The 12,602-nt window shown below is 52.3% G+C and carries 11 protein-coding genes; 8 read left to right on the top strand and 3 right to left on the bottom strand.

What is annotated here, in order from left to right:
- Window positions 1-667: 667 nt before the first annotated feature.
- From Q0482_RS09245 to Q0482_RS09235, 3 genes are all read right to left on the bottom strand, one after another.
- Entirely contained in the window at window positions 668-1,252 is a 585-nt protein-coding gene (locus tag Q0482_RS09245; protein WP_299145694.1) for an aminodeoxychorismate/anthranilate synthase component II, read from the bottom strand.
- Complete coding sequence (locus Q0482_RS09240; RefSeq protein ID WP_299145696.1) at window positions 1,249-2,742, bottom strand: anthranilate synthase component I family protein; 1,494 nt, start codon at window positions 2,740-2,742, stop codon at window positions 1,249-1,251. Before Q0482_RS09240 ends, Q0482_RS09245 begins: the two co-directional genes overlap by 4 nt.
- Window positions 2,743-3,120: 378 nt before the next feature.
- Window positions 3,121-4,953, bottom strand: coding sequence for an ornithine decarboxylase (locus Q0482_RS09235; protein ID WP_299145692.1), 1,833 nt, complete (start codon window positions 4,951-4,953; stop codon window positions 3,121-3,123).
- A 188-nt stretch (window positions 4,954-5,141) separates the two neighbouring features.
- On the opposite strand from Q0482_RS09235, the gene Q0482_RS09230 reads away from it, so the two are divergent.
- The 8 genes from Q0482_RS09230 to Q0482_RS09195 all read left to right on the top strand — a co-directional run bounded on the left by Q0482_RS09230 (window position 5,142) and on the right by Q0482_RS09195 (window position 12,240).
- Window positions 5,142-5,852, top strand: a complete 711-nt coding sequence (locus tag Q0482_RS09230) for a segregation/condensation protein A (protein WP_299145690.1) — start codon at window positions 5,142-5,144, stop codon at window positions 5,850-5,852.
- Complete coding sequence (gene scpB, locus Q0482_RS09225) at window positions 5,849-6,382, top strand: SMC-Scp complex subunit ScpB (RefSeq protein ID WP_291056972.1); 534 nt, start codon at window positions 5,849-5,851, stop codon at window positions 6,380-6,382. Before Q0482_RS09230 ends, scpB begins: the two co-directional genes overlap by 4 nt.
- Window positions 6,379-7,101, top strand: a complete 723-nt coding sequence (locus Q0482_RS09220) for a pseudouridine synthase (RefSeq protein ID WP_299145688.1) — start codon at window positions 6,379-6,381, stop codon at window positions 7,099-7,101. The genes scpB and Q0482_RS09220 overlap by 4 nt, the downstream gene beginning before the upstream one ends.
- Window positions 7,085-8,338, top strand: coding sequence for an NAD(P)/FAD-dependent oxidoreductase (locus tag Q0482_RS09215; protein ID WP_299145686.1), 1,254 nt, complete (start codon window positions 7,085-7,087; stop codon window positions 8,336-8,338). Before Q0482_RS09220 ends, Q0482_RS09215 begins: the two co-directional genes overlap by 17 nt.
- The gene (gene cmk / locus Q0482_RS09210; RefSeq protein ID WP_299145684.1) at window positions 8,335-9,012 is read left to right on the top strand and encodes a (d)CMP kinase; all 678 of its coding nucleotides are present in this window, start codon (window positions 8,335-8,337) and stop codon (window positions 9,010-9,012) included. Before Q0482_RS09215 ends, cmk begins: the two co-directional genes overlap by 4 nt.
- An 8-nt stretch (window positions 9,013-9,020) precedes the next feature.
- The gene (locus Q0482_RS09205; RefSeq protein ID WP_299145682.1) at window positions 9,021-9,623 is read left to right on the top strand and encodes a lysophospholipid acyltransferase family protein; all 603 of its coding nucleotides are present in this window, start codon (window positions 9,021-9,023) and stop codon (window positions 9,621-9,623) included.
- Between the two features lie 19 nt (window positions 9,624-9,642).
- Window positions 9,643-10,257: a lysophospholipid acyltransferase family protein gene (locus Q0482_RS09200; protein ID WP_299145680.1), complete on the top strand. Its 615-nt coding sequence runs from the start codon at window positions 9,643-9,645 to the stop codon at window positions 10,255-10,257.
- Window positions 10,258-10,341: 84 nt separating this feature from the next.
- On the top strand, window positions 10,342-12,240 hold the full coding sequence (locus Q0482_RS09195) for a bifunctional 4-hydroxy-3-methylbut-2-enyl diphosphate reductase/30S ribosomal protein S1 (RefSeq protein WP_299145678.1): 1,899 nt from the start codon (window positions 10,342-10,344) through the stop codon (window positions 12,238-12,240).
- The last annotated feature ends 362 nt before the right edge of the window (window positions 12,241-12,602 follow it).

Raw genomic sequence — 12,602 nt, 5'->3', positions numbered from 1 at the left:
AGGAGCTGCCCGATAGGGCTGAGGATAGGCCTTTGCGCAGCAAAGGCGCCGCCGTGAGGCGGATTTTCACGAATGTACCATATTAGGCCCCATTGGGGACTCGGATTTTTGAGGGGAGCACTGATTCAGCCTAAGAATCAGATTTCATAAGCATTTTGGCTCAATACTGCGTCATAAGCCTCTTTAAATAGCTTTGGCTATTCGCGTCGGCTTATTCCTTGTAATGAACCAAAATGCAAGAATGAAATCTGATAACGACTGAATCAGCGCGCCCCTTACGAAAATCCGCTATCATCCGTCGCCTGACGGCGCCACCGTCGGGCATTAAGGTGTTCGCTTTATGTGCAGGCTATGCTCAAATAAGAGCCCGACTCAGAAGCCCTCTGCAGGGCTTCTGTCTTCCAAAGGAAGAAGGCTTTTGCCCTCCGTCCTGCAGCACTGGTGGCACAAAGGATAATTCTGTAACGCTGACTTTGTGTTCATCGCCCCCTAAAGGGGAAACGACTCACTATGATTTGTGCGTCGCTGGCGCTCCTTCAAATCATGTTCGCTGTGCACCGCAGGGCGATACCACAACCCTCGGCCCGAAGGGCCATCAAACCTGAGAACCCTCCGGCCAAAGGCCGGTCAATCTTAAGAACCTTTCCCTCTGAGCCGCCCTATGAACCTATTTTCCCCTTCTCTCCGCAATGGTGAAGAAATTTTCCAGGATTTTCTTTCCTTCCGGGGTCATGATGGATTCGGGGTGAAACTGGAGGCCGTAGGTGGGGTAGTCTCTGTGCTCTACGGCCATGATTTCGCCGTCTTTGGTGCGGGCGGTGATTTTGAGGCAGGGTGGCATGGTGGATTCTACGGCGGCAAGGGAGTGGTAGCGGGCTGCTTTGATGACGGGGTCCATGTCTCTGAAGAGGGGGCTTTCGGTGTCAAGCTGTACGTCATAGGCTTTGCCGTGTACCAGTTCTTTGGCGTAGGATACGGTGGCGCCGTAGCATTTGCAGATGGCCTGGTGGCCCAGACAGACGCCCAGGATGGGGAGGGTGGGGCCGAAGTGGCGGATGGCGTCGATGCAGATGCCTGCGTCTTCCGGCCGGCCGGGGCCGGGGGAGATGAGGAGGGCGTCCGGTTTCATTTCTTCCAGTTCTTCCACGGTGCAGGTGTCGTTCCGGATGACTCTGATGTCCGGATAGAGGCTTCCTGCCAGCTGGTAAAGATTGTAGGAAAAGCTGTCATAGTTGTCGATGAGTATAATCATTTGTCCAGTCCTCCTTCTGCCAGATGAATGGCGTTCACTACGGCTTTGGCCTTGTTGATGCATTCGTGGTATTCGTTTTCCGGCACGCTGTCGGCTACGATGCCGGCACCGGACTGGACGCAGACGATTCCGTTTTTCTTGTAGGCCAGGCGGATGCCGATGCAGGTGTCCATATTTCCGGAGAAATCAAGGTAGCCGATGGCGCCGCCGTAGATGCCCCGCTTACGGGATTCCTCTTCCTCGATAATTTCACAGGCCCGAAGCTTTGGCGCGCCGGAGAGGGTGCCGGCGGGGAGAACGGCGTCGATGACGTCCACCGCATCTTTGCCGGGAGCAATGGTTCCTTCCACTGTGGAGCCGATGTGCATGACATGGGAGAAACGGAGGATGTTCAGGTATTTTTCCACTTTTACGGAACCGATGCGGCTCACCTTGCCCAGATCGTTCCGGCCCAGGTCTACCAGCATATTGTGCTCTGCCAGTTCCTTTTCATTGGAAAGGAGTTCTTTTTCCAATGCCCGGTCTTCTTCCTCCGTCTTTCCTCTTGGCCTGGTGCCGGCCAGGGGATAGGTATGGAGGATCCCGTTTTCCATTTTGCCCAGGGTTTCCGGGGAAGCGCCGGCGATTTCCACATGGTCGCTGGTGAAATAGAACATGTAGGGCGAAGGATTTTCCATGCGGAGCACCCGGTATACGTCAAATATGGAGCCGCTGGCTCTGGCGGTCAGGGGATTGGAGAGGACTACCTGGAAAATGTCGCCTTCATAAATGTGGCGGCGGGCATTTTCCACCATGGTGCTGTATTCTTCCATGGAGTGGGCGGGCTTGAGCTCTTCATCCAGATGGAGGGGCCTGAATACCGCTTTGGCTCCGCTTTTCAGCAGTTCTTCCATTTCATGAAGCTCCTTTTCCGCCTGGCGGTAGGAATTGTCTATGTCCTCTGTGGATACGCCGGTGATGAGGATGATTTTCTGTTTGTAGGCATCAAAGACAACCAGCCTGTCAAAAAGCATGAGGTCCACATCGTTGAAATCGGCATTGTCCTCGTGGGCGAGCTTCAGCGTAGGTTCTGCATATTTGATGTAGTCGTAGGAGAAATAGCCTACCAGGCCTCCGGTAAAGGGAGGGAGGCCTTCCAGTTTGGGGCTTTTATAATCGGCAAGAATCTTCCTGATTTCTTCGCCGGGATGGGTGACATCTTTCCTGATGATTTCCGGATGCTCTCCTTCCGCACCCTTCGTAATGGTGAGATGGCCGTTCAGGCAGGTGAGCTCCAGGGTGGGATCATAGCCCAGGAAGGAGTAGCGGCTCCAGGGCTGGTTATTTTCCGCGCTTTCCAGCATGAAGCAGTGATGGCTGGCGGCGCGGAGGGTCCGCATGACTTCGATGGTGGTGAAACGGTCCGCCATGATTTCGCGGCAGACGGGAATTCTTCTGTAATCACCGGATTTGCTGATTGCTTTGACTTCCTCTAGTGTTGGATACATAATGACCTCCTTATGGAAGCAGACTCTATGGATGAATCAGTGCTTCCGCATCTGCCGGGACGTAAAAAAATCCGCCCATGGCAGAAATAACTCTGCCAAGGACGGATTCAATCCGCGGTGCCACCTTGTTTCACGATATCGTGCTCTTTGCGAGATACTATCATATCTCCGGCAGCTAACGCGTGCCTCACGTTGCGGGATACTCTGTCATCCATTTCGCCGCACCCTCAGCGGTCCATTTGGCAGGCTGCCTTTCCATCCATTCTCACCAGGTAGGACTCTCTTTGGGCGCATTTCCTGCTTTGATCTCCGCTTCAACGGTTTCTTGATTAGAAGATTATAACCTTGCGGACTTTTTGTCAAGGGGATGCATGAACTTTTTTATTCAGGATAAGAAACCCATACATAGGGAAGGCCCTTTTCATCATGGTGGACGCCGATGATTTCAGGCATGAAATCGGGAAATTCCCTGCCGTAGGCCTCCATGAAGAGAAAATAGGAGAGCACGTTTTCCGTCCATTCTTCACCGGCGGCAAGGGCCACAATGCCCGGTGGATAGGGGAGGATATCTTCCAGGGAAATATGACCGGCAGCTTCCTTTAAAGGCAGTTTTTTTCGTTTTCCTCTGATGAAATGCTGCCGTGCCTCAAAGGGGGTGAGAGGACGGGGCGGGAAATCTTCTTCTCGGAAAAGGGACTGCTGCAGTTCTCCGGCTTTGTGGGAGAAGAGGAAATCGTGGAACCGGCGGCAGAAATCCTGGAGCCCCTCACCGGGCAGGGCCTTGATGGAGGGCATGAAGCTTCCCATCGGGATGTTCCGGAAATAGGCTTTTTCAAACTCTTTGAGGCAGTGGACAAGGTACTTGTATTTCTTTTTTGTATCCCCCGGTTCTGCCAGCAGGAGAAGGGTGTAGAAATCAGATTTCTCCGGTGTAATCCCTCTGCTTTCCAGATAGGAGGAAAGCAGAGGCGCCGGAATGGAATGCGCCCGCTTTTCTGAAAAGGTGCCGGTGGTGAGAAGAACTTTACAGGGATCCAGCAGGGAAGCGCCGGCGGAAGGACCGTCGAAGCCGTGCCACGATTCATCAGGGGACAGGGAGAAGAAGGCAGGATCCTCCATGATGGAAGATGTTTTGGCTGCTTCCCATTTTCTTCCGTGCACAGAAGGCGGGAGGAAAGGGGTAAAGAGGGTGGTTTCCTTCAAAATGGCCTTCTTCAGGCGGGTGGCGGCGCGGAAGGCTTCCTGCCATAGGGCAGTACCCTTTTCCTTATGGATGAAAGCATTCATTTCCAGCCCCGCCAGCAGTGGATAGTAAGGGGAGGTGGAAATGTGCATGAGGAAGGTGTCATTCATCACATCATAGGGAAGATAATAGGGCTTATTTTTGATATGGCTGTCCTTTTTGTGAATCTGGGAAGTCATGGAAAAACCGGCGAGCTGCTTGTGCACCGACTGGGTGATGAGGATGCCCGGTGCCTCTTCAGACAGAGGAAAGGTGAGGACCGCAGCGTCCTTCAGGAGAGGAATGAAATTCTCATAGCCGCCCCAGGCATCATCGAAGAGAATGTATTCGCAGAGATGGCCGATTTTTTCAAGAATCTGCCGCACATTGGAAAAAAGGCCGTCATAGGTGCATATCTGCAGGCATGCCAGCCGGAAGGGACGCGCCTTTTCCAAAAGCTCCGGACGGACTTTGCGGATTTCCTCCCGCAGGTGTCCTTCTTCCATATACTTTGGCAGAATGGGGCCGATGACGCCGGAATCATTGCGGCAGGAAGAAAGATATACCGGCAGCGCCCCCGCCTCAAGCAGCGCTCCCTGCCAGGTGGACTTATGGTTGTTCCGGTCAAAAAGCACCAGGTCCCCCTTTGACAGAAGGGCATTGGCGCAGATACGGTTGGATGTGGAAGTGCCGCCCAGCACAAAGAAACAGTCGTCGCTTCCCCACACGGAAGAAGCAAGGCGCTCTGCCTCTCCCGAAATCCCTTCATGGGACGACGGGTCGCCGATGGCGGAAGAGGAATCGGAAATATCCGCCCTGAACATGGCATCGCCCAAAGCAGCGGTGAAAGCTTTCCCTTCTTCCGTCAGGTTAAAGAAGCGCCCGCTGTGGTGGCCAGGGGTATCAAAATCATCACGCTTCCTTTCCGCCTCCGCCAGCAGGGCGGCGGTAAAAGGGGGAAGGGAAAGGCTTTGCAGTTTATTTATTTTCATACTTTAAATCTCCTTATGAAGATTATTATATCGTTTCCAAAGACAGGTGCCAACAGAAGGAAAGGGATATCCCCGATGAACATTCTGCATCCTGTTTCCTTCCATTCCCATGTGTGTTACTATGTATAAAGCATGATGGGTGAGTGTGCCCTTTCATCAATTCAAGGCTATTAAGGCAGGGAGAAGACATGGCGGAAGCAGCAGAAAATTATCAGGTGAATATTCCACTTTTTGAAGGGCCTCTGGACCTTCTTCTTCACCTGGTGACGAAAAACAGGATAGATATCCATGATATCCCCATCCACCTCATTACGGACCAGTACCTGGCTTACCTGGAGTCTGCCCGGCAGTTCAATCTGGACCTGGGCAGCAGCTTCTTTGCCATGGCCGCCACCCTTCTTCTCATTAAATCCAGAATGCTCCTCCCCGAAAAACGGCGGGAGGAAACGGATGAGGCGGAGGATCCCCGGCAGGAGCTGTCCCGTTCGCTGGAAGAGTTCAAGCGGATGAAGGAAGTGAAAGCCCGGATCGAGGCCCTGATGGAGGAGGAACGGCCTTACCGTATGAGGGAGCCGGAGGTGTTTAAACGGGCGGTTTTCCAGGGAAGGATTTCCCTCTCCCGCCTGCAGGCGGCATTCTACTCTCTTTATGATTCCCTGGCGGAGGAAGAGGAGAAGTGGCTTCCTTCGGAAGAGGTGTCCCTGGACAGGGAAATGGAACGGTGGGAAAACCGGCTGGAAAGGCAGGATTTCCTGGTTATGACTGATTATTTAAAGACAATGAAGACAAGACTCCGCCTGGCGGTGGCTTTCCTTGCCCTTCTGGAACTGATACGACAGGGGAAAGTCCTGATTGAAGATTCGGCGGAAGGTTTTGTTGTCAAAGGAGGCAGTGTATGAAAGGTGCAGCGGCCCTCTCGCCCCTGATAGAAGCCTTTCTCTTTGCCCGGGGCACGCCCGCATCCCTTGAGGAGCTGGCGAAGGCGCTGGGGGAAGATACGGTGAGCGTGGAAAAGGGGCTGGAATACCTGAAGGCCCGTTACGATAAAGAAGAATTCGGCATTACCCTTCATCGTACGGGCGGCGGGTATACTCTGGCCACCAAGAAGAAATATGACAGCTGGCTTTCCTCTCTTCTGGGAAAGCAGACGCCCCTTTCACCGGCGGCTATGGAAACGCTGGCAGTGATTGCCTGCAGGGAGCCGGTGACCCGGGTGGAAATCGAAAAGATACGGGGTGTTTCTGCAGGACGGGTGATTGCCCTTCTCATGGAAAAGGATCTGGTGGAAGAAAGGGGAAGGCTGGATGTGCCCGGCCGTCCCATTCTTTACGGCACCACCAGACGGTTCCTGCAGGCCACGGGCCTGAATGATGTAAGTGAATTGAAAACACGTTGGTCCGGCAAGCCGGATGAAGGAGAATTATTTTGAAAGAACGTTTACAGAAAATATTAAGCCATGCGGGCATCTGTTCCAGAAGAAAGGCGGAAGAGCTGATCCAGGCAGGACAGGTGAAAGTGAACGGCCGGGTGGTGAAGGAGCTGGGGAGCGAGGCGGATCCGGTGAAGGACCGCATCGAAGCCCTTGGCACGGTAGTGAAGCCGGAAAAAAAGAAATATTTCCTCTTTTACAAGCCCGACAGTGTTATTACTTCTGTTTCCGATCCCCAGGGAAGACGGACGGTGATGGACTATTTTCGCACCGTGCGGGAAAGAATTTTCCCGGTGGGACGGCTGGACTATCACTCCGAAGGCCTCCTGATTATGACTAATGACGGAGATCTGGACTATATTTTGACCCATCCCAGCCATGAGGTGACAAAGACCTATGAGGTCACGGTGCGGGGACGCTATTCTCCCAAACTGGCAGATAAAATGTCCCGGGGTGTCCGTATTGACACAGGAGTGACAGCGCCCTGCGAAATCGAAGTCCTGGGCTATGATAAAGAAAAAAATAAAACCAGGGTCAGGATGGTGCTGCATGAGGGAAAGAACAGGGAAATCAGAAAAATGATGGCTGCTTACCATTACCCTGTTTTTGAACTGGTGAGAACGGGCTATGCCTTCCTCACCATGGAGGGCCTTTCCCGTGGCAGTCACCGCCGTCTTACCAGCGAGGAGGTCAGGAAATTATATGAACTCTACCGGTAAAAGGATTGCAGTTATCGGCGCCGGCGTGGCAGGCCTCATGGCTGCTGTCACCGGTGCCCATGAAGAGGCGGAAGTGCTCCTCTTTGAAAAAATGCCCAAGGTGGGATTAAAAATGGGCATTACCGGCAAGGGACGATGCAATCTGACAAACAGCGCCCCTATTATGGATTTTATTTCCAAAACGCCGGGAAACGGGAAATTCCTCTACAGTGCCTATGAGAAATTCAACAATGAGGACCTGCTTTCCCTTTTCCACAGCTGGGGTCTTGCCACCAAGGTGGAAAGGGGCGGCCGCGTATTTCCAAAGAGCGATGATGCCCAGGAGGTGCGCCACCTTTTCATGAAACTTCTTCGCAGTGAAAAGGTGGACCTTCATCTGGAAGAACCGGTACGCCATATCCTGCAGAAGGACGGTGCTGTCGGCGGCGTGGTGACTGATAAAGGAACCTATAGAGCGGACGCGGTGATTCTGACCACCGGCGGCGCCTCCTACCCCCGCACCGGCTCCACCGGCGACGGATATGCCATGGCCCGGGAGCTGGGTCACAGAGTGACGGCCATCCGGCCTGCCCTGATTCCCCTGGTGTGCGCCGAAAGCTGGCCCAGGGAGCTGCAGGGCATATCCCTCAAAAATGTAACCTTTTCTGTAGATGGAGGGGGAAGACGGAAGGGAGAGGAGTTCGGCGAAATGCTTTTTACCCATTTCGGCGTTTCCGGCCCCATCGTCCTGTCTCTGTCCGATAAAGTTTCTCTCTGGCTCTCCCAGGGTCATGAGGTGAAAGGGGCCATTGATCTGAAGCCAGCCCTCTCTTTGGATGTACTGGATAAAAGGCTCATCCGGGATTTTGAAAAATACCATCTGAAGCAGATGGCCGGGGCCCTGGTGGATCTCATGCCCCACCGGATGATCGACGTGGTGCTCTCTCTCTCGGATATTCCAAGGGATCTTCCGGTAAGTGATCTGAAAAAAGGAGACCGCCTCAGGCTGGCCGGTGTTCTTAAGCATCTGCCTTTGACCATTACCGGCACAAGGCCCCTTGCAGAAGCCATTGTTACTGCCGGCGGCGTATCGGTGAAGGAAATCAATCCCTCCACCATGGAGTCTAAAATCTGTAAACATGTATACATGGCAGGAGAGGTGCTTGATATCCATGCCTTCACCGGCGGATATAATCTGCAGGCCGCCTTCTCCACCGGTCATCTGGCCGCTCTGTCGGCTGTAAAGGAGTTATCATGAAAAAATTATCGATTGCTATTGACGGACCTGCGGGGGCAGGAAAGAGCAGCGTTTCCAAAATCCTGGCCGCAAGGCTTGGCTATGCCTACCTGGATACAGGCGCCATGTACCGGGCTGTGACCTATGAAGCGCTGGAAAAAAAGCTCACTAAACCGGACGAAATTACAGCCATGACGGAAAAACTGGACATGGAAGTGCACCCTGATAAGGACGTAATGCATGTCATTGTGGACGGCAGGGACGTGACACCCTATATCCGCACGCCGGAAGTATCAGGCCATGTGTCCGAAGTTTCCGCCATCGGCGGCGTAAGGACGGCCATGGTGGCTATCCAGCGGAAACAGGCGGAAAAGGGGGGCATCGTGCTGGACGGACGGGATATCGGCACCACTGTGCTTCCCAAGGCGGATGTGAAGATTTTCCTCACCGCCTCCGTTCATACAAGGGCGGTGCGCCGGTTTAAGGAGCTCACCGAAGGCCATCCGGAAATGACTATGGAAGATGTGGAAAAGGAAATCAGCCGCCGCGACTACCTGGACAGCCACCGGGAGATTTCACCCCTGAAGCAGGCGGAGGATGCGGTGCTTCTGGATAACGGGGACTTGACCCTGGAAGGAACGGCTGAAGCCATTATCCAGGTATGCCGCCGAAAATTTCCCGGCTTTGACGCCTAGGAGGCACTATGGGATATAAAATCATAAGGGCGGTGCTGAATTTTATTTTCTTCGGGATTTTCAGGCTTCACGTGGAAGGAAGGGAGAATGTGCCTTCGAAAGGGGCCATTATCGTGGCGCCCAACCATAAAAGTGACTGGGACCCGCCCCTCATCGGCGTGGCCTTCGACACAAGAATCATCCATTACATGGCAAAGGAAGAACTTTTCAAAAACCCCATTTTCGGATGGATTATCCGCCAGTTCGGTACATTCCCGGTCAAGCGGGGTGCCGTGGACAGAACAGCCATCCGTCAGGCTATCCGGGAGCTGAAAGCAGGAAATCCCCTGGGCATTTTTCCGGAAGGTACAAGAATCAGACGTGACGGGCTGGGACGGTTTCATTCCGGCATGGCATCCCTGGCATTGATGACAGGCACCCCTATCCTGCCGGTGGCAGTTATCGGATCCCGGTACCTGCCTCACAGGAAGGGCCCCCTGGCCGTCCTTATCGGAAAACCGGTGCCCGTAAAAAAAGAGCGGCCTACCGATGAACTGGTGGCAGAACTGAATGAAGAAATTAAAGGGAAAATCCAGCAGCTCATGGATGACTACCAGGCAAAGATTTCCTGAAAACAGGGAAGCGGGAATTATGGGATATACAATCATCAGAGTCCTTTTGGATCTTTTCTTCTTTCATATCCTTCGCCTTCATGTGGAAGGGGAGGAAAATATCCCGTCCAAAGGTGCAGTCATCATAGCAGCCAATCACAAAAGCTATTTTGATCCACCTCTGGTGGGAGTTGCCTTTCATAACCGGCGCCTCAGCTACATGGCCAAGTCGGAACTCTTTAGGAATCCCCTCTTCGGCTGGCTCATCCGAAAACTGGGAGCTTTTCCGGTGAAGAGAAACAGCGCTGACATGGGAGCCATTCGTCAGAGCGTACGGATTATCAAGGGGGGAGAACCTCTCTTAATATTTCCGGAAGGCGGCATTGTTCATGGCAGGGCACTGTCCCGATTTCATCCGGGCATGGCCTTTCTTGCCATTTTGACCGGTACGCCGGTGATTCCTGCTGCCATTATCGGCTCGGAACCGCTTCCCAAAAGGAAAGGGAAACTGGCGGTGCTCATCGGGAAACCGGTGGAAGTAAAGAAGGCAAGGCCCGATGATAGAAATACGAAGGAACTGGATGGGCTGGTGAAGGAGCGGATACAGGCTATGATAGATGCCTATGAAAAAGGAAACAGTGTACCATTTCTTTAAAATCCGATTTCATGAGCTATTGATTTTTTTTATTGGATAAGCAAAAGTCAGACTATAACAGATAAAGGAACAGGAAAATTCAGTATGGAAATTTACAGAGCAAAGGTGATGGGATTCTGCTACGGCGTGAGAAGAGCGCTGAAAATAGCCGAAAAAGCCGCAGATTCCGGCATAAAGGCTGTCACATACGGACCCATCATCCATAATCCCCAGGTGGTAGGGAAACTGGCTGACCGGGGGATTCCTCCGGTAGACAGTTTCGACGGACTCACCGATGAAACTGTAATAATTCGCTCGCACGGAGTGGGGCCTTCGTGCTATAATATGCTTAAGTGCAAAAATCTGGCCCTAATGGACGCAACCTGTCCCTTCGTCAGAAGAAACCAGGAGATGGCTCATCAACTGGTGGAGGACGGAAGAGAGGTTATACTCATCGGTGAAAAGAGACACCCTGAAATGAAGAGTGTGGCAGAATGGGCGGTGGGACATTCTTACCAGGTAGAAACCATGGAAGATGTAGATGCACTCCCGCCACTGGAAGAAGCCTATATAGTCACACAGACCACATTTTCAGCTGTCTTGGCCGACCGGCTTGTCAATGCTCTGGAAAAGAAGGTGAAAAACCTTCACGTCAACAAATCCATTTGTGACGCGACCATGCAGCGGCAGCAGGCGGCTCGTGAGCTGGCGGATAAAGTAGATGTGATGATTGTCATAGGCGGGCGCAACAGCGCCAACACCTCAAGACTTGCGGAAATCTGCAGGAACGAGGGTACAAGGACATATCATATCGAAACGGCTGGGGAACTAAAACCGAGCTGGTTCCACAGTCGGGACAAGATTGGCATCACCGCCGGTGCATCCACACCGGACTGGATCATAGAGGAGGTAGTTTGTATTATGGAAAACATGAAGGAAATGCTGGATCAGGAGGAAATGAACCTGGATGTACACAAGGGCAGCGTTGTAGAAGGTAAGGTAGTAGACCTTTACGACGACAAGGCTTATATCTCTTTCGGATATAAGACAGAAGCTGTTCTTCTGGCACATGAATATTCCTACCCGGCACCGGCATCCCTGAAGGATGTGCTGAAAATCGGAGATACACTCCGTGTACAGATTGTCAGCGGAGTTAAGGAAGACAGCACCATTTACGTATCCAAGATTAAAGTTGACCGTCTGGCAGACTGGGATGTAGTGGAAGAAGCATTCGAAAAGGGTGAACCGGTAGAATGCGAAGGCATTGAAGCTATTAAAGTTGGTCTGCTCGTTCAGATTAAATCTCTCCGCGGATTCATTCCCCTGTCCCAGGGCGATCTCCGCTTCGTTCATTCCCTGCAGAACCTGGTAGGCAAGACTTTCCAGGCTAAGATTCTGGAAGTGGACCGCGCTAAGAACAGACTGGTTCTGTCCCGTAAAGCAGTTCTGGAAGATGCAAGAAATGCAGAAATGGATGAAATCGAAAAGGCTTATGAAAACGGCGACGTTCTCAAAGGCACCGTGAAGAAGATTATGCCCTACGGCGCATTCGTTGGCATCAACGGCGTAGAAGGCCTTCTCCACATTTCCGATATTTCCTGGAAGAAGATTGCAAAAGTGGAAGACGTTCTCAAACCGGAACAGGAAATTGATGTAAAGATCAAATCCTTCGACCGCGAAAAACAGAGAATTTCCTTCAGCCACAAAGACTGCCTGCCCAACCCCTGGGAAACCGCTATCCATGATCATCAGGTAGATGATATTGTGGATGCCAAGGTAGTCAAGATTCTTGAATTCGGCGTTATCGTAGAACTGGACGACGGCCTCACCGGTCTCCTCCACATCAACGAAATGACCGATGACCACAACAAGAAACCCGGTGACATCTGCCAGGTAGGAGACAATCTTAAAGTCCGCATCATCAACATTGATGAAGGCCGCAGAAGAATCTCCTTCGCACTGGAAGAAGCTCCATCCCACGAAGAAGCTCCGGCTGAAGAATAATAGACAAATAAAAAGCTGCCCTGCGGGGCGGCTTTTTTATTGGGCGGAAGAGGGCCCAGTTGAGGTGAATGATAGAAGCCTCAAGACGGACAGGAAACTGCAGGCGAAAGGTTTCCTATTGTGATGATTGGTCATGGCGTCATGTGGGAAAGAAAACTATGGGCGAATAGTTTCCTATTGTGGTGAGCAGCTATGGCGTCATGTGGGAAAGGGAACTATGGGCGAAAAGTTTCCTATTGTAATGAGCAGCTATGGCGTCATGTGGGACAGGAAACTGTAGGCGAAAGGTTTCCTATTGTGATGAGCAGCCATGGTGTCATGTGGGATAGGAAACTATACGCGAACAGTTTCCTATCGGTATG

The sequence above is a fragment of the uncultured Dialister sp. genome (genome assembly GCF_937959425.1).
Classification (GTDB): domain Bacteria; phylum Bacillota; class Negativicutes; order Veillonellales; family Dialisteraceae; genus Dialister.
The sequence above is the reverse complement of the archived record's forward strand: the minus strand, read 5'-3'. Positions and strand labels throughout refer to the sequence as shown.